Origin of the sequence: Bacillus norwichensis, from assembly GCF_014836955.1 — a bacterium.
GTDB lineage: Bacteria > Bacillota > Bacilli > Bacillales > Bacillaceae_C > Siminovitchia > Siminovitchia norwichensis.
Genome location: NZ_JACSPV010000003.1, coordinates 153,116 through 175,487, shown reverse-complemented (window position 1 = coordinate 175,487; position 22,372 = coordinate 153,116). Strand labels below are relative to the sequence as shown.

The 22,372-nt window shown below is 40.2% G+C and carries 19 protein-coding genes; 2 read left to right on the top strand and 17 right to left on the bottom strand.

From position 1 onward, the window contains the following. Positions 1-62 precede the first annotated feature (62 nt). The 10 genes from H9631_RS03255 to H9631_RS03210 form a co-directional block, all read right to left on the bottom strand. On the bottom strand, positions 63-944 hold the full coding sequence (locus tag H9631_RS03255; protein WP_191809888.1) for a helix-turn-helix domain-containing protein: 882 nt from the start codon (positions 942-944) through the stop codon (positions 63-65). Between the two features lie 18 nt (positions 945-962). After that, the gene (locus H9631_RS03250; RefSeq protein ID WP_191809886.1) at positions 963-1,763 is read right to left on the bottom strand and encodes a DUF3388 domain-containing protein; all 801 of its coding nucleotides are present in this window, start codon (positions 1,761-1,763) and stop codon (positions 963-965) included. A 343-nt stretch (positions 1,764-2,106) separates the two neighbouring features. After that, a complete protein-coding gene (locus tag H9631_RS03245; protein WP_191809884.1) occupies positions 2,107-2,364 on the bottom strand; it encodes a DUF3243 domain-containing protein in 258 nt (85 codons plus the stop codon). 90 nt (positions 2,365-2,454) lie between these two features. Continuing rightward, complete coding sequence (gene ymfI, locus H9631_RS03240) at positions 2,455-3,177, bottom strand: elongation factor P 5-aminopentanone reductase (RefSeq protein ID WP_191809881.1); 723 nt, start codon at positions 3,175-3,177, stop codon at positions 2,455-2,457. Positions 3,178-3,228: 51 nt separating this feature from the next. Continuing rightward, positions 3,229-4,509, bottom strand: coding sequence for an EF-P 5-aminopentanol modification-associated protein YfmH (gene yfmH, locus H9631_RS03235; protein ID WP_191809879.1), 1,281 nt, complete (start codon positions 4,507-4,509; stop codon positions 3,229-3,231). Beyond that, entirely contained in the window at positions 4,506-5,789 is a 1,284-nt protein-coding gene (gene yfmF, locus H9631_RS03230; RefSeq protein ID WP_191809877.1) for an EF-P 5-aminopentanol modification-associated protein YfmF, read from the bottom strand. The genes yfmH and yfmF overlap by 4 nt, the downstream gene beginning before the upstream one ends. 541 nt (positions 5,790-6,330) lie before the next feature. Then, complete coding sequence (locus H9631_RS03225) at positions 6,331-8,646, bottom strand: FtsK/SpoIIIE family DNA translocase (RefSeq protein ID WP_191809875.1); 2,316 nt, start codon at positions 8,644-8,646, stop codon at positions 6,331-6,333. Positions 8,647-9,051: 405 nt separating this feature from the next. Then, on the bottom strand, positions 9,052-9,276 hold the full coding sequence (locus H9631_RS03220) for a YlzJ-like family protein (protein ID WP_191809873.1): 225 nt from the start codon (positions 9,274-9,276) through the stop codon (positions 9,052-9,054). After that, on the bottom strand, positions 9,273-10,037 hold the full coding sequence (locus tag H9631_RS03215) for a ClpP family protease (protein ID WP_191809871.1): 765 nt from the start codon (positions 10,035-10,037) through the stop codon (positions 9,273-9,275). The genes H9631_RS03220 and H9631_RS03215 overlap by 4 nt, the downstream gene beginning before the upstream one ends. Positions 10,038-10,360: 323 nt before the next feature. Continuing rightward, a complete protein-coding gene (locus H9631_RS03210) occupies positions 10,361-12,031 on the bottom strand; it encodes a ribonuclease J (protein WP_191809869.1) in 1,671 nt (556 codons plus the stop codon). A gap of 203 nt (positions 12,032-12,234) precedes the next feature. Here H9631_RS03210 and H9631_RS03205 point away from each other — a divergent pair, with 203 nt between their 5' ends. Beyond that, on the top strand, positions 12,235-13,665 hold the full coding sequence (locus H9631_RS03205) for a PAS domain-containing sensor histidine kinase (RefSeq protein ID WP_191809867.1): 1,431 nt from the start codon (positions 12,235-12,237) through the stop codon (positions 13,663-13,665). A 34-nt stretch (positions 13,666-13,699) separates the two neighbouring features. Here H9631_RS03205 and dapA read toward each other — a convergent pair whose 3' ends face one another. The 5 genes from dapA to dpaA form a co-directional block, all read right to left on the bottom strand. Next, positions 13,700-14,590, bottom strand: coding sequence for a 4-hydroxy-tetrahydrodipicolinate synthase (gene dapA, locus H9631_RS03200; RefSeq protein ID WP_191809865.1), 891 nt, complete (start codon positions 14,588-14,590; stop codon positions 13,700-13,702). Between the two features lie 11 nt (positions 14,591-14,601). Next, on the bottom strand, positions 14,602-15,843 hold the full coding sequence (dapG, locus tag H9631_RS03195; RefSeq protein WP_191809863.1) for an aspartate kinase: 1,242 nt from the start codon (positions 15,841-15,843) through the stop codon (positions 14,602-14,604). A gap of 22 nt (positions 15,844-15,865) precedes the next feature. Next, positions 15,866-16,930, bottom strand: coding sequence for an aspartate-semialdehyde dehydrogenase (gene asd / locus H9631_RS03190; protein ID WP_191809861.1), 1,065 nt, complete (start codon positions 16,928-16,930; stop codon positions 15,866-15,868). 169 nt (positions 16,931-17,099) lie between these two features. Next, positions 17,100-17,699 carry a dipicolinate synthase subunit B gene (dpaB, locus tag H9631_RS03185; RefSeq protein WP_191809859.1) on the bottom strand — a complete coding sequence of 200 codons (600 nt, stop codon included), beginning with the start codon at positions 17,697-17,699 and terminating at the stop codon, positions 17,100-17,102. A gap of 4 nt (positions 17,700-17,703) precedes the next feature. After that, positions 17,704-18,600: a dipicolinic acid synthetase subunit A gene (dpaA, locus tag H9631_RS03180; RefSeq protein WP_191809858.1), complete on the bottom strand. Its 897-nt coding sequence runs from the start codon at positions 18,598-18,600 to the stop codon at positions 17,704-17,706. 634 nt (positions 18,601-19,234) lie between these two features. Between dpaA and speD the strand changes: the two genes are divergently transcribed. Then, the gene (gene speD / locus H9631_RS03175) at positions 19,235-20,740 is read left to right on the top strand and encodes an adenosylmethionine decarboxylase (RefSeq protein WP_191809856.1); all 1,506 of its coding nucleotides are present in this window, start codon (positions 19,235-19,237) and stop codon (positions 20,738-20,740) included. Positions 20,741-20,888: 148 nt separating this feature from the next. Here the strand turns inward: speD and H9631_RS03170 are convergent, their stop codons facing one another. Continuing rightward, positions 20,889-21,122 carry a YlmC/YmxH family sporulation protein gene (locus tag H9631_RS03170; protein ID WP_191809854.1) on the bottom strand — a complete coding sequence of 78 codons (234 nt, stop codon included), beginning with the start codon at positions 21,120-21,122 and terminating at the stop codon, positions 20,889-20,891. 179 nt (positions 21,123-21,301) lie between these two features. Next, positions 21,302-22,366, bottom strand: coding sequence for an enoyl-CoA hydratase/isomerase family protein (locus tag H9631_RS03165; protein ID WP_191809852.1), 1,065 nt, complete (start codon positions 22,364-22,366; stop codon positions 21,302-21,304). Between the last annotated feature and the right edge of the window lie 6 nt (positions 22,367-22,372).

Below are 22,372 nucleotides of genomic sequence, written 5' to 3'. Positions count from 1 at the left end.
CATGTTCATGCAAGACTTGAAAAATGGCCGCCGATTGCGCGGCAGCCTCCCGGAATCATGACTTATTCTTTATCAAACAGGATACTGATTTCCTGTGTGACATTTTGATTCGGGTCTAGTTCGTATTCCAATTTTTGATCGTTTATATAAATATCCGTTTCGAATGCTCTTCCGATTCGAATGTACGCTTCATCTTGATCAGACAAATCAAAGCTTTCGCTGGCTCCATTTTGAAGCATTCCTTGAAACAGCTGCTGATTTCCACCATCAAGTACTTTGACCCACGTCTCACCCGAAGCCGCAGCACTTACTTTCAGCTCGAACTTATCAGTACCTGACAGCTTATACGTAGTCACATTGCCGGAGACCTTATCCATGGTCAATTCCTGGTCTTCATTTTTGGATTCCTGGTCTTTAGCACCATTTTCCTCATTCGATTCTGCTTTGTCTTTTTGATCAGATGCTGATTCTGAGGATTTTATTTCATCTGATTCTTCAATATCAATGGTTTGATTTTTTCCTTTGTCAGCAGATTGATTTCCTGTTTCACCACTTTTTGAAAATAAATACCAGGCTAGGAAAAGTACCGCTACAATGGCAACACCAATTAAAATTTTTGGCAGAAGCTCGACAATCTTTGAAGCACTCGGCGAGACAGTACGTCTCGTTTGTACACGGGAAAGCTGTTCTGACAAATCATCCTCATAGGCTGCCGGAATTTCATTTTTATATTCCTCAAACAACTCGTCCGGCGAAAGCCCTACAGCCTCAGCATATTGTTTTATAAAAGCTCTCACATAAAACTTACCAGGGATTTGGCTGTAATCTCCCTTCTCAATGCCGGAGAGATATTTTTTCTGAATTTTAGTCATTGATTGCAGTTGATCTAAGCTGATTCCTTTTTCCTCTCGAGCCGTTCTCAGACGGCCCCCTAATTCACTCAAAGCTAACACCTACCAATCCTAAAAATCAAAGTTTCCAAAACCGCCCACACCAGGCTCATTAAATAGGTTTTGTTTTTCAACCACGTCATATGTTATTTCCTCATCGGGGTTATTGCGCAGCTCGATTATGTAATCGAAATCTTCGATGGAATACTCCGAATGCTCAACAAAAATATCCGGGTGTTCAATCACCTTTACAGCCGGCATTCTCATAATTTCCCTCACCAATTGCAGATGCCGTTCATCAGCCCTTCTTCTTGAGACAATTCCATCTATTAGGAAGATATTATTCTCATTATATTCGTCTTTAATCAATTCTTTTCTTATCGTCTGTTTCAATAAAGTTGAAGAAACGAATAACCATTTCTTATTGGCACAGACACTCGCCGCAACAACAGATTCCGTCTTCCCAACCCGTGGCATCCCTCTAATGCCAATCAACTTATGCCCCTTTTCTTTGAATATTTCAGCCATAAAGTCAACAAGGATTCCAAGTTCGTCCCTGACAAACCGGAACGTCTTCTTGTCATCATGGTCTCTCTGAATATAGCGCCCATGCCTTACAGCCAGTTTATCACGCAATTTAGGCTCTCTGATCTTTCTTACCTTGATCGTTTCAACTGTTTCTAAAATGGATTCAAGTCTTTTAATTTGGTCCTCGCTTTGCGCTCGGATCAAAAGTCCCCTTCTGCCGGCATCTACGCCGTTAATACTGACAATATTTATTGAAAGCATGCCCAAAAGCGATGAAATATCCCCTAATAAACCAGGGCGGTCAATTGTGATTTCATACTCTAAATACCATTCTTTACCTTCCATAAAAAAACAGCTCCTCGAAAAAATGGAAATCGACCCTTATTATATTATCCTATCACAACATTTCTAGCTTATATCATATCTGATTTTAGATAAAGAAAAAAGAGAAACCTTATAATAAAAATCTCATCCGACTATAAAAAAAATATTAGAAAGGGATTAAGGGTTGAAACGAAGTTTCTTATTGCAGAGATTAAACAATATACAATCGCTTTCTAAGCCAGAAAAGGTGAATATCTGAAGAATTCAGGAACTGGTGATAAATAAGTCCTCAGCACGTTTATCATTTTCTGTAACAAATAAAAAAGAGAGGATAGCTCCTCTCTGCTATATTGTCCTTATTCACTTAGTGAGTGCCGTTGTTCTCAACTAGCTTAACCATTACACGAGCAATCGCTTGTTGCTCTTCTTCAGATGCCACAGACCATAAATCAGAGAGCACTCGCTCCTGCTCATTTTTGGGGTCAACTTGTTTCGCCAGATAGTCGCCCACTTGATGGGCCATTTGACCTATAACATCTTGTGACATTCCTTGCTCCTGAGCCTGATCCAGGCGGTCACCAAGGAAATTTTTCCATTGTTCCCAGTTTTCAAGTATTGACATGCTATTGTGCCTCCTTCACATTTTGATACGATGTTATTATTTGCATGAGTGAAGGAAATATGCATAAACATTAAGTTTACGATACATATATTATGTATACCAGCCACCATTTATAGCAATGACTTGTCCAGTGATATAGGAAGCTTTCGGCGATAATAAAAAAGAAATAGCATCTGCGATTTCTTCTGGCTCAGCAAGCCGCCTCAGCGGAATATCCTCCTCCAGGCTGACTAGTTCCTCTTTCGAAAAACGATGGAGCATTCCTGTATTAACTGCTCCTGGGGCTACGCAGTTCACTCGGACCCCAGAGCCTGCGACTTCTTTGCTTAGCGCTTTAGTAAAAGATATTTGCGCACCCTTTACAGTTGAATAAATCACTTCACATGCAGCACCTGTCTGCCCCCACAAAGAGCTAATGATAACGATTTGAGAAACTGAATTTCTCATCAATTTTTGCAGCAGATTTCTAACCAAAATCAGCGGGCTTTTCACATGTAGCTGAATGGCACTTTCCATTGTTTGGTCATCCAGATCAGAAAAAAGACCAAACGGGGCATTTCCACTTGAATAAACGATAGCATCCAGTTGAAATATATTCCTGACCACTTGATCACAGCCGCTTTCAACTGAAAGATCGGCCTTGATCGGAATCACTTCAATGTCATACTCAGACAATTCTGCTATAAGGTCTAAAATGCGCTGTTCATTGCTGTGGTAATGCAAATATAAATTCCAATTTTCCTTCGCAAGAGCCCTTGCAGTCGCAGCTCCTATTCCTCCGCTTGCCCCTGTAATCAAAGCAAATTTTTTCATCTTACATTTCCTTTCACAGAAAAAACCCGGGCTATTGGCCGGGTTTTCTATTTATTTCGGTACCATATGACATGTCGCCATTCTGTCTTCTGAAAAGAAGTCAGCTGCTGCGGTCGTCAAATCATTCAGTGTTAAACTTTCAATGACCGGTACAACATCAAACAGGTTCATTCCATTCAGTTTATAGCGTGTAAACTGATTCGCAATGAATTCTGGAGAGTTGAACGCTCTTAAAAAGCCACCGATCCGCTTCTTCTTAGCCCTTTCAAGCTCCTCTTCTTTCAATTGTCCCTCAGTATTTAGCATCATATTTTGCAGGCGCTCCGTCAGTAAATCCGGCTCTTGAGTATCACTGCCGACAATGGCAAAGCCAAAACCATCTTCCTGCGTATAATCAAATTGGAAGGATTCATCAATCAAGCCATCGTTGTACAATGCTTCGTAATTTGCAGAACTCTTGCCGAATAAAATATCGAGCAAAATATTGACCGTCAATTCCTGCTTGAGCATCGCTTCTCCATCACCATGGAAATGAGGTGCTTTTACACCGACCATGCATTTAGGCGTCTGGACGTCCATTTTGATGACTTGCTTCTTCTTTGCTACACTGTCTGGCTCTTCCTCAAAATGCCTGACGATTTCTGGCGCTGCCTCAAATTGCTTTTTCTTCTGGTCTTCACGAATGAAAGAAATCATTTTTTCAGGATCGACTGGACCTGTAACAAAGATAATCATATTACTCGGATGATAGAACGTGTTGTAGCATAGGTAGAGCAAATCAGCTGTAATGTGGGAGATGGACTCTATCGTCCCGGCTATATCAATCTTGACAGGATGATTTTGATAAAGGTTCTCGATCAACCCAAAATATACTCTCCAGTCTGGGTTGTCATCATACATCGTAATTTCCTGACCAATAATCCCTTTTTCTTTTTCAACTGTTTTTTCTGTAAAATAAGGTTCCTGAACCATATCGAGCAACGTCCTTAAATTTTGTTCAACATTAGATGTGCTGGAAAAAAGATAAGCCGTTCTCGTAAAGGATGTAAAAGCATTGGCAGATGCCCCTTGTTTGCTAAAGAGTTGAAACACGTCCCCATCTTTTTTTTCAAACATCTTATGTTCAAGAAAATGAGCAATCCCATCAGGAACTGTTTGCATTTCTGTATCATTTAAAGGGATAAAAGTGTTATCAATAGAACCGTATCTTGTTGTGAATGTGGCAAATGTCTTATTGAACCCTTTCTTTGGGAGGACATACACTTGAAGCCCGTTATCAAGCGTCTCATGATATAAAGTTTCTTTTAACTGATCGAAGAAAATGCTCTTCACTTGTCGCCCTCCCCCTTCGTTCCTGTCAAAAAGTAAATGGTATCCATTTCAATCTTGCGGGCTGCGTTAATAATATCCTGCTTGGTCGTTTTAGCAATCTGGTCCTGCCACTCATCTAAATTGATGACTGTATGGCCTACAACATTATGATAAAGTACTTCCGTCAATCCACGCGCCGTATCGATTGTTTCTAGAAATTGATTTTGGATAACGGCTTTCGTTTGTTCGATTTCCTGATCGGAGAACTCACCATTTTTCATTGATTGCATTTGTTCTTTAATAATCTTAACGGCATTCTCATAGTTTTGGTCATCAATTCCGGACATGACCATTAGCAAGCCCTTATGGCTTTCTATTCTGCTGGCCGCATAATAGGCCAAATTAGCCTTTTCCCGCACATTGATAAAAAGCTTAGAATGTGGAAAGCCACCAAATATGCCATTAAACATTTGCAACGGAAAATAATCCTGATCACCGTATTTAATATTGGTACGGTAGCCTATATTCAGCTTTCCCTGTTTTAAATCTTGTCTTTCGACAATTTCTTTTACTTCCATATTGCTTTTCTCAACAGTCTCTGAACTTCTCTGCGGGGTGCGTTCTGTAAAACGAAATTCATCACAATAGCTCTCTACTTCTGCTTTGTCAATATCACCGATTATGTAAAGATCAAGTTCGTCTTCTTTTAGCGCCCGCTCATAATACTGGTGCAAAGATTTTTGCGTAATATCATCTACTTGAGAAAGTTCTCCGTGAACAAATAACGAATATGGTTCATCCTTGCACATTTCTTCAGTGACACGATATGTCGCATATCTCATTTTATCATCATAGATTGACTTGATACGCTGTTTTAATGTTCGTTTCTCTTTTTCAACGGTTTCGGTATCAAAAGCCCCGTTGTTTGTATTCGGTTCCAGCAATACTTCTTTTAATAATTGGACTGCCTTTTTTAATAATGGAGTTGAATCTTTGAGGAACGACTCGTTAGCGATTTCAATCGTCAATGTAATAATATGATAGTCCCCTTTTTTACTCAGATCCACATGTAGAGTTGCACCATACAATTGATCAAGATACGTTCGCAACTGCGCTGTGGAAGGGTGTTCTTTTGTACTGCTTTGCAATACATGGGGCAAAAGAGCCCGATAAGTGACAGTCTCTTTTTCCAGTGGCGCTTTCATTTTCCAGATAATGGAGTTGGTCTTGTATTTATCAGTATGAATCAAGTGCAGGTTATATCCTTGCTTTTTCACTGTTTCTTCATGCAGCAACGGCATCCGCCACGCCTCCTTTATATATGGATGAAAAAGTTGGTACAGTACCTCCCGCAAGCCAAGAACTTGAGAGCATGACAGGCACTGATGCTTTTGTACCAGAGTAAGAAAGTATAAAATCAGATGAAATATTTAATTCAAATTAAGTTCTTAAATGTCTAGCTACGACGTACAGGATGTGCTAGTGCAAGCGAAGCGACAGGACGTCGCGACTGAGCCTGCCGACGCACAGGATATGCTAGTGCAAGCGAGGCCACAGGATGTGGCGGCTTGAAGCGGCCGGGCGCCATCTGCGCAAAAATCAAGTCACCCGGAAGTTTATCAGGGAGAATGTGTGCTCCTATGGCACAGCATAAGTTTTTCATGATGTAATCGAAATAAGCAGCTTTACTGTTGTGACTAAGGAACTCCCCCATCAAAGTTTGCCCTTATGCTTGTCGCTTTAGGCTACACGTCATCCGCTTTTCTTAATAGTAGTTTAAGGTTATGTTTATCGTATGTCCAATCTTATCATTATATTCAAAGCGCAAAGTATCTATTCTGATCAGGAAGTTTGTTCTTCTGTCTGAGAAATTAAAACGGTTCTCGGTTTACTTCCTTCATATGGTCCGACAACTCCTCGGGCCTCCATTTCATCAATAAGTCTGGCAGCCCTTGTATAGCCTATCCTGAAACGTCGTTGCAGCATAGATACGGACGCTGTCTGCATCTCAACAATCAATTGGACAGCTTCATCATACAGCTCATCTTCGACTTCTTGTGATGTCTCTGGAATATCCTCAGGAATCATATCTTCCTGATATTGGGCTTTTTGCTGGGATATGACAAAATTGACCACATCCTCAACCTCCTGATCCGACAGGAACGCCCCTTGGACCCGGACCGGTTTTGAAGCTCCCACCGGCAAAAACAGCATATCCCCTCTACCCAGAAGTTTCTCTGCTCCACCAGAATCAAGTATCGTTCTCGAATCAGTTTGAGATGATACAGCGAATGCAATTCGGGAAGGGATATTAGCCTTAATAACACCGGTAATAACATCGACTGATGGGCGTTGGGTTGCAATAATCAAATGGATTCCAGCAGCCCGAGCCATCTGCGCCAGCCGTGTAATCGAATCCTCTACATCATTGGAAGCAACCATCATCAAGTCGGCTAATTCATCCACAATCACAACGATATATGGTAAGAGCGGCTGTTTTTCTTCTCTTTCCGCATTTTCACGCTGAACAAAGTCATTATACCCTTCGATATTTCTTGTTCCAGTATGAGAGAAAAGTTCGTAGCGCCTTTCCATCTCACTTACTACTTTCTTAAGAGCCTGTGATGCTTTCCTGGCGTCTGTTACAACTGGTGCCAACAAATGCGGAATTCCATTATAGACATTCAATTCAACCATTTTCGGATCAATCATCATCATTTTCACTTCATGGGGTTTGGCTCTCATTAAAACACTTGTAATGATGCCATTTATACACACGCTTTTTCCACTGCCTGTAGCGCCGGCAACAAGAAGATGCGGCATTTTATTCAGCTCAGCCACAACTGCATCACCCGTAATATCCCTTCCTAGCCCAATTTGCAATTTCGCCTCTGGTTTTTGATGCTCTTTTGCATCCAGTACTTCTCTTAAAGAAACAACGGCTATTTCTGAATTAGGCACCTCAATGCCAATGGCTGATTTTCCAGGAATTGGCGCCTCGATCCGTATATCTTTCGCAGCAAGTGCCAGTGCTAAATCATCACTTAAGCTGACAATTCGGCTGACCTTAACTCCTGCATCTGGATGTACTTCATATTTTGTAACTGCCGGACCAAGATGGACTTGGGTGACGCGTGCCTTCACCCCAAAGCTTTGGAAAGTTTTTTCCAGTTTCGCTGCATTAGCATGAATCAATTTATATTCATTGCTTTGGTCAGTTGCTTTAGGCCTTGAGAGCAAGGTGGAAGGCGGCAATTCATAATCCTCATTTTCCACCTCAGTAAAAGTGAGATTCGGAGCAAGGTTTATTTCATCCGCACTTGCATCTGGTTCAAGTGACTCGTCTTCCTTGACTTTTGGATGGTTATTTTTTTCGGAGAAACTAGAAATAATCGGTTCTATCGGTTCATCCGTATGTATGTTTACCTGTTCAGGTTCTACAATTATTGGAGGCTTGTCGGCATTGTCCTTTTCCATACCATCTTCCTGTTTCTTCGCCTCTCTTTTTGCTTTTCTTTCTTCCTTCATATCTTTTAGGTCCTTTAAGAACAATGTCCATTGACTTTTGATGAATTCGCTGGACTTTTTTACGCCCCTTTCAACAAGCTCACCCATCGGTTTACCTGTTATTAAAATAATTCCCACCAAGATTAGGAAAAAACTGATGATTTTCGTTCCAGTCGCATCAAAAAGCAGGTAAAATCCGGAAAAGAATACGGCTCCGATCATTCCCCCGCCCAAATCATGAGTTGACGCTTCCCCTTTAATAATCTGCATGAACAAATGATAGGTATTTTTAATGACGCTTTGGTTCGTAAGCAGTCCTTCCTTATTCATCAAACCAAAAAGCTTCACATGAGCTAGCACCAGAATACTAGCTAATATAAGATAACATCCGATGAGCCTGCCTTTTAAGAATACTGGCCATTCTCTTTTTATAATGAAAAAACCGGCAATACCTAATGTCGCCAGCAATCCAACCATATACCATTCACCGAGCAAAAAATAGAAAAAACGTGAGATTCCACGGCCCACAGCACCAAGTTCAATTATGGATATCAACGTCAAAGCAATCAAAGCAATTCCTGCCAGTTCAAATTGAAGAATCTTTTTTAGCTTATTAGTTGTTTTACGACTTCTTCTTTTCTTTTTTGCCATTTTAATCACCTTGCCTAATCTATCATCTTGAACTTAAAAATGCTATTAGTGCATGTTCAAAAATTGCCAAATCAGAAGAAAAACAGCACTGTTTACGAAGCCACGGTAAAATCCATGTTCTTCAGAAGCAAAACACTGAAGGCATTCGCAGCTTATCATGTGTGTCTTTTTGAACATCCTCTTATGATCAAAAGCAGCCCAGAACATATGAGCTAATGATCATTCAATTATATCATAAATCTGATGTACACTTTAGGATGTTTTTCCTGCTTTTCTAAATATGGGTAACCAAAGGATACACCATCATTCGAGCTTTGCCAAAAGTGGTCTCTTAGAATTTTTTTTATAAGATACTGCCTCGAAAGAAATACTGCTTTCCCCAAAAACGAGGAAAGCAGTATTTTTTCAGTAGAAATTTATTTCGTTTATATCAATATGGGAGCCTGGTTGGATCTCGTTTCTCAAATAATGTGACGGATCACTGCTCATAATTCGAATCACTTTACATTTGTGACCTTCCTGCTCCACCAATAGAGGAATACTATTCCAAATACACTCGGTTTGATTTAAGAAAACCTCTTGTTCGGCAGGAAAAATATGTTCATGCGGAACGATGGAATGAATAATCATTGTAGGAGCCTCTCTTCTTTATTATTTTCTTTTTTAGCAGCAATCATTTCGTTCAGCTTCTTCATAGCAGGACCCACTCCTCCCACCTCATTAATCAATCCATATTTTACTGCATCTGGTCCGATTACGTTTGTTCCAATATCGCGCGTCAAATTACCCTTGGCAAACATCAAGTCTTTGAAAGTTTCTTCAGAAATATCGGAGTGCTTTGTAACAAACCGGACAACCCGCTCTTGCATTTTATCCATATATTCAAATGATTGAGGAACACCAATAACTAAGCCAGTCAGGCGAATTGGATGGATTGTCATAGTGGCAGTTTCAGCGATAAATGCGTAAGAGCACGATACAGCAATTGGCACACCAATTGAATGGCCTCCCCCTAATACGATTGACACAGATGGTATGGATAAGGTTGCAATCATTTCCGATATCGCGAGTCCCGCTTCGACGTCTCCCCCTACAGTATTCAAAATGACGAGGAGACCTTCGATTTTTGGATTTTGTTCAATTGCCACGAGCTGCGGAATAATATGTTCGTATTTCGTAGTCTTATTTTGAGGGGGCAGCTGCATATGCCCTTCAATTTGGCCAATGATCGTTAAACAGTGAATATTTGCATCCTGGCTAAGACCAGGGACGTTTGTTGTTCCTAACTGCTGTAGTTTTTCGACAATTCCGGAGGGCTTTGCCTCCGGCGACTCTTCAGGTTCATTCGGTTGGTTTTCAAGCTGGTAATCAGATGATTGTTCCTTCTTCATGAAATACCCCCAAAACAAAAGATAATTGAAATTAGTATTCAACTACATCGTTTTTTTCATGCAGAGGTTAAGAAAAGTGAAGGGCGTGCAACCTTAGAAGAGTTTCGAAGAAGAAGTTACTCAGTCACCACATCCTGTGACTTCGGGCACTAATATGTCTGTCGGCAGGCTCAAAACGCGCGTCCTGTCGCTTCGCTTGCACTTGTACTTCCTGTACGTCGTGCTAGAATAGAAAAACTTAAATCGAATAAAATATTTCACCTGATTTTATGCTTTCTGATCCTAAAACAAAAAGCGCCAAATGGGCGCTTTTTGTTTTAACATTATACTTCCATGATAATTGGCAGTATCATCGGTCTGCGTTTAGTCTGATCAAATAAAAATTGGTTCAGCCTATCCCGGATGTCCTGCTTGATTCCCGCCCAGTCGAAAGAACCCTCGGATATAGCTTGTTCAACAATCAACTGGACAATGTTTGTTGATTCCTCTATCAGCTTCTCCGACTCCCTTACATAAACAAAACCACGCGAAATGATTTCAGGTCCCGATGCAATTTTCTTATTCTTTTTATCCAGTGTCACAACGACAGTGAAAATTCCATCTTGTGAAAGCAGCTTGCGATCCCGCAGGACAATGTTTCCGACATCTCCAATACCGATTCCATCAATCAATATATTTCCAGCAGGCACTTTCCCTCCCACTGACATTCTTCCATCTTTGTACTCAACAACTTCTCCATTGCTCGGAATGAATATCTGATTCTTTTTTAAGCCTGTTCTTTCAGCCAGTTTAGCGTGCTCAAAAAGCATCCGGTATTCTCCCTGAATTGGAATGAAAAATTTAGGCTTCATCAAATTAAGCATGAGCTTGAGATCCTCTTGACTCCCGTGCCCCGAAACATGAATTTTAAAGTACGGCGTACTGACAACTGCTCCCGCTCTGTATAAAAGATCAATCGTTTTGTACATGAAGGTTTCTAGCCCAGGTGAAGGAGTTGCTGTAATTAAAACAGTATCGCCTTTTTTAATATTGATTTGCTTATGATTTTGTCTGGCCATTTTTTGTAATGCTTCAAAAGGCTCACCCATTGTCCCTGTCGAAATAATAACAATTTCGTTATCATTATACTTCGGGATGTCTTTAATCGGTACCATAAGCTCTTCAGACGCCAATGAAAGGTATTTAAGCTTAAGGGCAATTTCAAAGCTCCGCTCAATGCTTTTTCCAACTACTGCCACTTTTCTTCCATTTTCATATGCTGCATCCAAAGCTTGCTGAATTCTTATGAAATTAGATGCAAAGCAGGCAACAATAATCCTTCCTTGCGCAGTGTGAAATGTATTGGACAGTTCTCTTTCTGTGACAGCCTCCGAAATCGTAAAGCCTGGGTTTTCTGCTTCAGTGCTGTCAGATAAAAGGCATAGTACACCAGAATCACCGATACTCGCCATTTTTCCAATTTCAGCACGATATAATTCTGTAGCGGCCTGATCAAATTTAAAATCACCCGTATGAACGATTTTTCCTTCAGACGTCTGTATAGAAACCCCAACTGAATCCGGGATGCTGTGAGTCGTATGGAAAAATGTAACCACTGTGCGTTCAAATTTAATCCTGGAATTTGATCTGACAGTATGAAAACGACTGGATGTCTTCAGTCCGAATTCTTTCATTTTTTCTTTCGCTAATGCGATCGTTAATTTTGTACCGTAAACTGGAGCACTTATCTTCTGCAACACATAAGGCAGTGCTCCAATTGCATCTTCGTGTCCGTGCGTTAGAAAAATTGCCTTGACTCGGTCTTTTTGTTCCTCCAGCCACGTTGTGTCTGGTATAACAATATCAATGCCCAGCATTTCATTTTCTGGAAATTTCAACCCGGCATCAATAATGAAAATATCCGAATCAATTTCGATGACATACATATTTTTTCCAATTTCCCCCACTCCTCCGAGCGGGATTATTTTTATGTTGTCATTTATTATTTTAGTCAAAATATTTCTTCCTCCTATGGTGTATGTATTCCCGATCTTCATCAGTTACACTCCATTATACTTGATTGTGAATTCCATGTTCAACCAATACGGAAATTGGCGAGTGAATGCAAAAATAGTCTAAAGCTTATGATAAAAAAGCGTCGAAAATGTGATACAATTTTTATAATTATGCGAATTCATAATGAAAAAGGAGACTCTGCATGAACAAGAGAAACCTGCTCCAGGAACTAGAAATTTATCGTTCGTTTATTCAATACTCAGATATTCTTTTCTCATGTCATTCAACCAATGGCGATTTTTCATATGTATCCCCTACGTCAGATACTTTGCTTGGATATAAACCCGAAGAACTTTTAGACACCTCTCTTTTCGCTTATTCTCATCCGAGCGACAGAAAAACGTTAAAGGATATTTGCTCGACTCAATCGTATGAACGGGTAAAATATCGTTTCTGCCGAAAGGAAGGGGACTATATCTGGCTTGAAACCACGGTGATACCATATTGCGAAAGTAATGAACCAATAGGTTTCTCCACGATTTCAAGGAATGTGACAAATCAGATTGCTACTAAAGCACAATTGGAAGAGAATAAAGAAATGTACCGTTTGCTTGTTGAAAATTTCCAAGACACTGTCGGCATCATTACAAAAAGCGGTCATTGGATTTATATTAACGATACTGCCAAAAAGCTGTTCGGTGTGACACGTAAACAAGAGGTAATTGGCAAGTCAATCTTTGATTTTATTTTTCCTGCCTCGCATGGGGAGGTAAGGCGTCACCTTATGCAAAATGGTATTGACGGCACATTTGAGCTTACTGTTTCAAGACATGACGGATTGAAAAAATATGTCCAAGTCAAATTGATTCCGACTATTTATAAAGAAAGAGAAACGTTTCAAATTTTGATTCGAGATTTGACTGAACAAAAGAAAGCGGAAGAAATTATGCACAGAACCGAGAAATTATCTGTTGTCGGACAATTAGCTGCTGGTATTGCTCATGAAATTCGAAATCCCTTGACAGCTATTAAAGGCTTCACGCAATTATTAAAAAAAGAAGAGCATAATGACTATCTCGAGGTCATGCTAAACGAATTAGAGCGCATCGAGGATATTGTCAGCGATTTACTGATTTTGGCAAAGCCGCAGCCTTCCAAAATGGAAGAAGTCGATATCGGCATTTTGTTGGAGGAGACAGTTGATCTTTTTCGTTCAGAAGCTCTACTTCATAATGTTGAAATTAAACTGGATATAGATCTGGGCGATTCACTTATAAAAGGAGAATCAAACAAATTAAAACAGGTTTTTATCAATTTGCTGAAAAATGCAATCGAAGCAATGCCGAACGGAGGAGGAATCATGGTTAGTGCCATTAGGACAAGCAATGGGGAAATCATGACTAAAATCCAAGATGAAGGCATGGGAATCCCGGAGGAACGAATATCCAATTTAGGTGAGCCCTTTTACAGTACAAAAGAAAAAGGAACTGGTTTAGGTTTGATGATTTGCAATCGGATTATCAAGAATCACGCTGGAACGATAAGCATTGAAAGCAAAATCAATGAAGGTACTACTATCAGCGTACTTCTTCCAGCTTTCAGCCCTTCTAAGACACCCGCAAACATTAAATAATCCCCTGGTGAAAAGATACCACCAGAGGATTTCTTTAGCTTTTGGAGATTGTTTTTACTGTATTCAATACAGATTGCAAATCCAATCTTTCCTCTTCAGATAAAGGAACAAGCGGCAAGCGCACAGATCCTACGTCCAATCCTGTAAACTGCAATGCTGTTTTAATTGGTCCAGGGTTAGGTGCCTTGAAAATACCTTTCATAAACGGAAGCAACTGCTGGTGTATAACCGCTGCCTTTGCATGGTCACCATTTAAGAATAATTTTACCATGTCTTGCATTTCTTCTCCGATCACATGGCTGGCAACAGAAACAATTCCCACACCGCCAATGGAAAGCACCGGTAATGTCAGAGCATCATCGCCACTGTACAAAATAAAATCATCAGGCGTATTAGCGATAATTTTTGCCATGGCATCTAAGTCGCCGCTCGCCTCTTTAATTGCAACGATGTTATCAATTTTTGACAGTTCAATAACAGTATCAGGCAATAAATTTATCGATGATCTTCCCGGAATATTGTAAAGCATGACAGGCAATTTTGTGGCGCCAGCAATTGCTTCGAAATGTTTAAATAAACCTGCTTGGTTTGGTTTATTATAATACGGTGCAACTAACATGATTGCATCGACGCCAAGCTCCTCGGCCTTTTTGGTCAATTCGATGGATTCATACGTATTGTTACTTCCTGTACCGGCAATAACAGGAACACGGCCAGCCGCTTCTTTGACAACATGTTCAAAAAGGGCTAGCTTTTCTTCAGTCGTCAAAGTAGGAGATTCACCGGTTGTTCCGGCCACGACAAGAGAGTCCGTACCACTATTTATCAAGTGATTTACAAGTTTAGATGTTTTTTGGAAATCAACATTTCCTTTAATATCAAAGGGTGTCACCATTGCCGTTGATACCCTGCCAAATTGAGCCATACACTCACACCTCAATCATATAATTCATATTCAATTTTTTCATTTTGCAATTCAAACGCATCATGCAATACATTTACTGCATTTTCCAATTCATTTCCTTCAACAAGGACCCAGATTGTTGTATGACTGTCAGCCGATTGAAGAATTCGGATTTCCCTTTCAGCCAAGGCAGTTACAATTTTAGCTGTAACGCCCGGAACCCCTGTGATGCCAGCACCAACAATGGACACTTTCGCACATTTTTGCTCCACAACCGGATCATAACCTACTGCATTCAATTCAGCAACAGCACGTTCGACAGTATCTTCAGGAATCGTATAAACTACTCCTGTTGGTGAGATATTGATAAAGTCGACGCTAATATTTGCATTAGCCATTGCTTTAAAGACTTCGGACTGGAAATTATACTGTCCTTTTTTTGCTGTAACTTTTATTTGAGAGATATTTTCCAGAAAAGCGATTCCAGTGACCAACTGGTCGCGCACTTCATGCTGTTCGATTTTGCGATCCAACGTTGTAACAAGGGTGCCTGGTGAATCGGAATAAGTCGACCTGATTCTAAGTGGGATTTTAGCTTGCATAGCAATTTCAACCGCACGTGGATGAATGACTTTCGCTCCCTGGTAAGCCATGTTACACACTTCATCGTATGTAACAACTGGAAGTGGACGCGCTTTTTTAACAATTCTCGGATCAGCAGTCATCATTCCTTCAACATCAGTAAAGATATCAATGAATTCTGCATTCAATGCCGCTCCAAGAGCTGCTGCTGAAGTATCGCTTCCCCCTCGGCCAATTGTTGTAACATCACCGTTTTCCGCTGCTCCTTGGAAGCCAGCGACGACGACTACATCATATGTCTTCAATTCTTCCTTAAGCCGACCACAGTTCATTTTCAAAATTTTGGCGTTTGTAAAATCAACATTTGTAAGAAAACCTGCCTGTGCACCTGATAATGCTGTCGCTTTAATACCTTTCTCATTTAACATATGTGTGAAAACGACACTTGAGATTGTCTCGCCGCAGGATACGAGCATATCTTTTTCTCTGTTGGTAAGGGTTGTTTTTTTATCGCCAATCAAACCTAATAATGTATCTGTTGCATATGGGTCCCCTTTTCTCCCCATCGCTGATACAACGACAACTACCTTGTTGCCGTTATCAAGAGCTTTTTGTATATGTCTCTTTGCATGAGCACGTGTTTCACTATTTTTTACGGATGTTCCACCAAATTTCTGAACTACAACTTTCATTCTAACACCCCAAACTTTTAATTTAGCTGTGCTGCGGCGTTGATACTAATCCCAACTTGACAAGACTTTCTGCGATTTGGACAGTATTTAGCGCTGCCCCTTTAAGCAGATTATCAGATACAATCCACAAATGGAATCCAGTTTTTTCATCCAAATCTCTGCGGATCCTCCCTACGAATACATCGTCTTTTCCTACTGCCATAGCCGGCATCGGATAGATTTGCTCATCCGGATTGTCCTGAAGTGTTACACCTTGTGCTCCTGCAAGGACTCGCTTAACATCTTCAACTGTTACATCATTTTGTCCAACTTCGATATAGACTGATTCAGAATGTCCAGTTTCAACCGGAAGCCGTACACAAGTTGCTGCAACCTTCAAAGCTGGAAGATCCATGATTTTTTTCGTTTCATTTATCATTTTTAGCTCTTCTAATGTATAACCATTGTCAGAGAATTGATCGATTTGTGGAATGGCATTAAATGCAATTTGGTAATGTTTATCTGCCCCACCCACTGGTAGAATTTCAGGTGTAAACTCTTCTTCATCAATAATAGATTTTGTTTGGTTATTCAACTCTGCAATCGCTTGAGCTCCTGCACCAGAAACCGCCTGATAAGTAGAAACGATTACTTTGTTCAAACCAAATTCTTTTCTGATCGGCTCAAGGGCTGCAACCATCTGAATAGTTGAACAGTTTGGATTGGCGATAAGCCCTTTATGATTTCTTACAGCCTCTTCGTTCACTTCCGGAACCACGAGTGGAACTTCAGGGTCCATTCGGAATGCACTTGTATTATCTATAACAATTGCCCCGCGCTTCACCGCTTCAGGTGCGAATTTCTTGGATACGCTCCCTCCCGCACTGAATAAGGCAATATCTACTCCTTCGAATGATTCTGGAACAGCTTCTTCAACTGTGAGAGTTTCCTCTTTAAATTGGATTTGTTTACCTGCTGAACGTGCTGATGACAGCAGCGTCAACTTTCGAATCGGAAAGTCCCTTCTTTCCAAAGTTTTTAAAATTTGCTGTCCCACTGCTCCAGTCGCACCCATTATGGCGACGTGATAACCTGTAGTTTTTTCCATTTGAAAGACTCTCCTCCTAATCCCAACTGCCTGTATTCAGGCTCATAAGGATCATTTCAATAATAATCATTTTAACACACTTTATAGTGCGATCGAAATCATTTTCTTCGAAATATTGAATTGGCGGGAAAAGGTAGATCATTGCATCCGCCTTTTCCCGTAAACACAATTAAGAAAAGTCCCTGAACCTCTCGACTATCACTGGTTGTATCTGATATCCGTTGATCGCGGCTTCCACTGTATCAGACAGCATTTCCATACGGGCAACCATCGAAGTTGGCTTTTTTTCTGGATCGTCCTGCCCGTATGGAATAAAGTATATATTCTTGGCAGCCATGAGCCTCATCAAGTTTACACCATTCAATCCGAGAGCATCATTGGTGGAGATTCCTAAAACGACAGGTTTTCTATTTCTCAAGGTGGCTTTAGCAGCCATGAGTACGGGACTGTCGGTTAATGCATTAGCAAATTTACTCATTGAATTTCCGGTCAACGGGGCAATCACCATACAGTCAAGCGGCTCCCTCGGTCCAAGTGGTTCCGCATCCACAATCGAATCTATGACTCTTCTTCCTGTTGCATTTTCTATCTTGGCAATCCAATCATCACTCACACCAAACTTTGTATCTGTGCTTTTGACTGTATAAGTGACAACAGGAACAACTTCCGCTCCAGCACCCGCCAGCTTTTCAATTTCCGGAATGACAGCATCATAGGTACAATGCGACCCAGTTAAACCGAAACCGATTCGCTTACCTTTTAAACTCATTTTTTTATTTCTCCTTTCGACTTTCCAGTTCATCTGCCAGCAATTGTGACAGAACATTCGCCAAAATTTGTCCTGCTGTTTTAGGTGCAACAATTCCCGGCAGACCGGGAGCAAGAAGCGCCTTGATACCCCGCTTCTCCGCATAGCGGAAATCTGTGCCACCAGGCTTCGAGGCCAAATCAATGATTAAGGTATGTGAAGGCATTTGGGCAATAACCGAAGCATTGACTATTGGATAAGGTATAGTATTAATACAAATATCTATATCGTCCACTTCATTCCTCAGATCATTTATATAAAATGGCTGCAATCCCATTTCAGTTATCCTGGCAATATGTTCGCTCTTTCTTGCCCCAACCTTTACTTCGGCTCCTAACAAAGAAAAAGTCCGAGCAACACTCATTCCAACTCTCCCCAGTCCGAGTACCGCAATGGATGACTGGTGGATAGTTATGTCCGTATTTTGTATGGCCATCATTATCGTTCCTTCAACAGTGGGAATCGAATTATAAATGGCTACATCGTCTCTTTCAAACAGATTGACAAGCTTACGTTTCGATTTTTTAATGATGTTATCCAAGTACTGGTTGCTGATTCCTGAATAGACCGTACAATGCGATGGTGTTTGTTGCAGGATTTCTTCTGTTAACACAACTTTTTCACTTGAGAATATCGTTTCTACTTCTCCTTCCAAGCTAGTTCCGGGAACAGGTAAAATAATCGCATCTATATTTGAAAAATTCAGGTCATGGAGCTTCTCTTTTACAGCACCAGAAAAGGGCTGTTCCAATTGTCCAAAACCAGCAAGGTATATTTTCGCATCCAATTCTGTCAGCTTTTTTATGATTTCCAATTGCCTCGCATCTCCACCCATAACCACAATCTGCATATCTGTCAACATCAAGTTCCATCACCTTCTTTCGCTCCTGCTGAACCCCTTTGCCACCTTATTGTATGTTTGCATAAAAAATAGAGTGCTTGGACGATTTCCAGCACTCTAAAAAGAAAAGAAAATTCGGTTGATATTGCTATACAAAACCAAGAGATTGTAAGAATGCCCTTCCTATACAGCATGATCATAAAAAGAGGCATTTTCTTGAAGTCCTGCACATGAGTGAATCGAATCTTCCTGAAGAAGCTACATTTCTCATTTTTTATCACATATACGATTACAACTTCAGCAATTATATAGAAACAATTAATGCAAGAGTTTTTTTAAGCAAACATTAATTTAATCAAGCGTTGACTTAAAACTTGCCAAATTTTTATTTCTATTATAGGATTGAAGTACTATATTTTAAAGGGTGAACTTTTTGCTGATTGTAGAATTCTAATCTAAATCAACGTTATAGCTTCATTTTGCCGTACAAACCACCTATCTTAGGTGTTATTTATTGTGCAAAAAAAGCAAGATTAGAATTAGTTAGCTTCTTATAAACTTTTAGCGCGACTAATTTTAGTCGCGCTTTTTCTATTCGTTGATTTAGACCAATTTTAATTTTTTTACTTATTAAAATTGAGAGGACGAATCTACAATGCAAAAACAATTACAACAAATTACAGCTGATATGCAACTTGAAGAACAGTATCATACATTAGAGAAGGCTCTACTTGACTTATATTTCCATAAAAATTGCACTACTAAATCTTTAGCTCATACGACAGACTTACCAATACCTATCGTTTCAGCAATGAAAAAAGAATTTGCTAAGCGAGGCTGGGGCAAACACAGCTTGACGAAAAAGGGGCAGCTTGCTATCTCGCAATATTTTCAGCTTTCAGGTGCTGATACTAATCTATACCTTCAATTAACAACTAATGATACATTTCGTACAGAATGGATTACACAAAATAAAAGTGAATTAAGCGCGATTTATGCCGCTAGACCTACAGCTGATGTGGCAATTGATCAAGCAAAATGTACAGTTGAAACAGCCTTAAAACGTGCATTGCTCGCACTAGACTATACAATGTTACTTAATAAGTGCATTTTATGTTTAGGTGATGATGATTTCATCAGTATTGCACTAGCGTTTTTACTCAAGAAAATCGCTCCACATTCCACAACTAAAATTACTGTGTTAGATGTTGATAGACGAATTTTATGTACGATTAACAAAATAGCTAAGGACTACGAGCTTCCGATTAAAACAGATTATTATAACGTTCAGGAGCCTTTGCCTGAAACGTACGGCCATCAGTTTGATTGCGTATATACAGATACACCGTATACCTTGTTTGGTGCACAGCTTTTTTTATCACGTGCGATTAACGCACTAAAACCAGAAGCAATGCGGCATGTGTTTTTTTCCTACGCTAAGCGCAGCTATCAAAGGCAATGGGAACTACAACAAAGCTTATTTACTATGGGCTTCGTTATTGACAGTATTAAATATGACATAAACACCTACGAGGGTGCACAGATTTTAGGTGCTACAAGTCAATTATTCGTATTACAAACAACAGAGCAAATGACTTCCTACATTCCAAATCAGCGAAAATTTACGCGACCAATTTACACGGGAGAAATTGAGCGGAAATCAGTTGTTTATCAGTGCATCCATTGTCAGCATTCACTTACAGTTGGCGCTGGCCATCAATACAATACAATTACTCAACTTCAATCTAGTGGCTGTCCCATTTGCGAAAATAAAAAGTTTTCACAAATGAAAAGAACAGTACAAAAAAAACAATTTAATCATGCATTAGGACATCATATTTTATTAGAGCTGTTTGATTGTGATGTTGCATTACTCAATGACGTTCAGCGAATTAAAACAATAATGTGTCAAGCTGCACATAAAGCAAAGGCAACGATTGCAGCCAAACACTTTCATCATTTTTCACCTTATGGAGTTAGCGGTGTAGTCATTATTCAAGAGTCGCATTTAACGATTCATACATGGCCAGAGTACGGTTATGCGGCAATCGATGTTTTTACGTGTAATAGTAAACTGGCTCTACAAGATGCTGTTAAATATATTACTGAGCAATTTAATGCAGGAAATGTCACACAGCATTACGTGCATCGAGGGAAATAGAAAAAGAGTGATTTGTCTCCATAAGCTATATTAGCAGCTTTCCTGTCAGTCGAAATAATTTAACACAGAGCTATAAACGGCCTTTGGAAAAAAGGAAAATATCCGGCCCCCACTTTAGGGTGGAGTGCCGGATATTTAAAAGAGAATGCTATGAATCAGGAACTTCCAGAATAATCATGTCTGTACCGATTGTTCTAATATTTCTCCACGGTACCCTGATTTCTCCTCCATTTTTTCTAATCCATTTTCCAGTTGGAATAATCAAATGGTTAATCTCGCCTGTACTGCTGTTGATTTCAAGATCAGTCTGCCCAAGGACCCCCATTCGTTCAGCCTTTTTAAAGTCCACGATTTCTTTGCCGCCAAGTTCGCTTAATCGCATAGTGCGCCTCCTTATTCAACCTACTCTTTGTACAATATATAGCCTGTTTCCAAGATTTAGAATGACAAAACCTCTTTTTGTAAAAAGCACAGATTCCTTCCGCCGCCCTATTTTACGTCCACTTTTGAAATAAGAAAACTAAAAAAGCGATTCTTCATTAAAAAGAACCGCCAACCTCTTCATTCCTTGTAAATAACACTGCTATCCTGGAAAAAACTTTCCACATCTTGATCAGAAAAATCGGATAAATTTTTATAGATGTACTGAGGCTTTCTATCCTTATCAATCACGACGGACCGCACACCTTCGAAGAAATCTTCATGCCGTAAAAAGTGTTTTGCCAGAATAAGATCTGTTGCAAAGCATTCTTCAGCTGATTTTTCTTCTCCATCTATAAGCTGTTTTAACGTAACTTTTAATGAAGATGGTGATTTGGATAGGAGAATTCCCTTTGTTTTTGACGCAAATTCGCTTGGATCTGTCTCTAATGATGCAAGGATCTGTTCAACTGTGTGATGTGAAAAGTGTTGATCGATTTCAGTTTTTATGGAGGCAAGATAACCATTTTCCAATGGACGACTTGAGAATTCAGCTAATAATTGGTTTAAAGCCCCATTCACATCATGCCCATGCCAATCTGTCTGCTCAATGCGATTAAGGAGCTCAGGCAGTTTGGCGCTTTCCATATAATGATCTGCAGCATTCGCAAAAAGAACGTCCGCAGCCGGGATAACTGATGCTGTTAATGCTAAATAGCGGCCCACAAATCCTGGTGCTTTATTTAAGAAATAAGCAGCTCCAACATCCGGAAAAAATCCGATATTCATTTCCGGCATGGACCATTTCGTGCGTTCCGTGACAACACGATGGGCGGCACCATAGGTTAATCCTACTCCGCCCCCCATGACAATACCATCCAGGCAGGCAACAATCGGTTTTGGATAGGAATAGATGGCCAAATCCACTTTATATTCCATTTCGAAAAAGGTTTCTGCTTGTTTTAACAATTCCTCGCTTTTACTGGCTTTATAAAGCTCCTTGATGTCACCTCCAGCACAAAACCCCTTCTCTCCTTCTCCTTGTAAGACAATGACTTGGATTTGGTCCATTGCCCTCCATTCTTTTAATTTCTCACCAATCAGCTTCAGCATCTCATAGGAAAGCGAATTTAAGGCCTTTGGGCGATTTAGCGTAATGAAGGCGGCCCCACCAGCACTAACCGAGAACAATACTTCGTTTTCCATACTGAA

Bases quoted from the DNA above. Each gene is read 5' to 3' on its own strand.
- H9631_RS03250 (WP_191809886.1), bottom strand. From the start codon at position 1,763: ATGGAAGGTAAAGAATGGTATTTAGAGTATGAAATCACAATTGACCGC.
- H9631_RS03245 (WP_191809884.1), bottom strand. From the start codon at position 2,364: ATGTCAATACTTGAAAACTGGGAACAATGGAAAAATTTCCTTGGTGAC.
- ymfI (WP_191809881.1), bottom strand. From the start codon at position 3,177: ATGAAAAAATTTGCTTTGATTACAGGGGCAAGCGGAGGAATAGGAGCT.
- yfmF (WP_191809877.1), bottom strand. From the start codon at position 5,789: ATGCCGTTGCTGCATGAAGAAACAGTGAAAAAGCAAGGATATAACCTG.
- H9631_RS03225 (WP_191809875.1), bottom strand. From the start codon at position 8,646: ATGGCAAAAAAGAAAAGAAGAAGTCGTAAAACAACTAATAAGCTAAAA.
- H9631_RS03220 (WP_191809873.1), bottom strand. From the start codon at position 9,276: ATGATTATTCATTCCATCGTTCCGCATGAACATATTTTTCCTGCCGAA.
- H9631_RS03215 (WP_191809871.1), bottom strand. From the start codon at position 10,037: ATGAAGAAGGAACAATCATCTGATTACCAGCTTGAAAACCAACCGAAT.
- H9631_RS03205 (WP_191809867.1), top strand. From the start codon at position 12,235: ATGAACAAGAGAAACCTGCTCCAGGAACTAGAAATTTATCGTTCGTTT.
- dapA (WP_191809865.1), bottom strand. From the start codon at position 14,590: ATGGCTCAATTTGGCAGGGTATCAACGGCAATGGTGACACCCTTTGAT.
- dapG (WP_191809863.1), bottom strand. From the start codon at position 15,843: ATGAAAGTTGTAGTTCAGAAATTTGGTGGAACATCCGTAAAAAATAGT.
- asd (WP_191809861.1), bottom strand. From the start codon at position 16,930: ATGGAAAAAACTACAGGTTATCACGTCGCCATAATGGGTGCGACTGGA.
- dpaB (WP_191809859.1), bottom strand. From the start codon at position 17,699: ATGAGTTTAAAAGGTAAGCGAATCGGTTTCGGTTTAACTGGGTCGCAT.
- dpaA (WP_191809858.1), bottom strand. From the start codon at position 18,600: ATGTTGACAGATATGCAGATTGTGGTTATGGGTGGAGATGCGAGGCAA.
- speD (WP_191809856.1), top strand. From the start codon at position 19,235: ATGCAAAAACAATTACAACAAATTACAGCTGATATGCAACTTGAAGAA.
- H9631_RS03170 (WP_191809854.1), bottom strand. From the start codon at position 21,122: ATGCGATTAAGCGAACTTGGCGGCAAAGAAATCGTGGACTTTAAAAAG.
- H9631_RS03165 (WP_191809852.1), bottom strand. From the start codon at position 22,366: ATGGAAAACGAAGTATTGTTCTCGGTTAGTGCTGGTGGGGCCGCCTTC.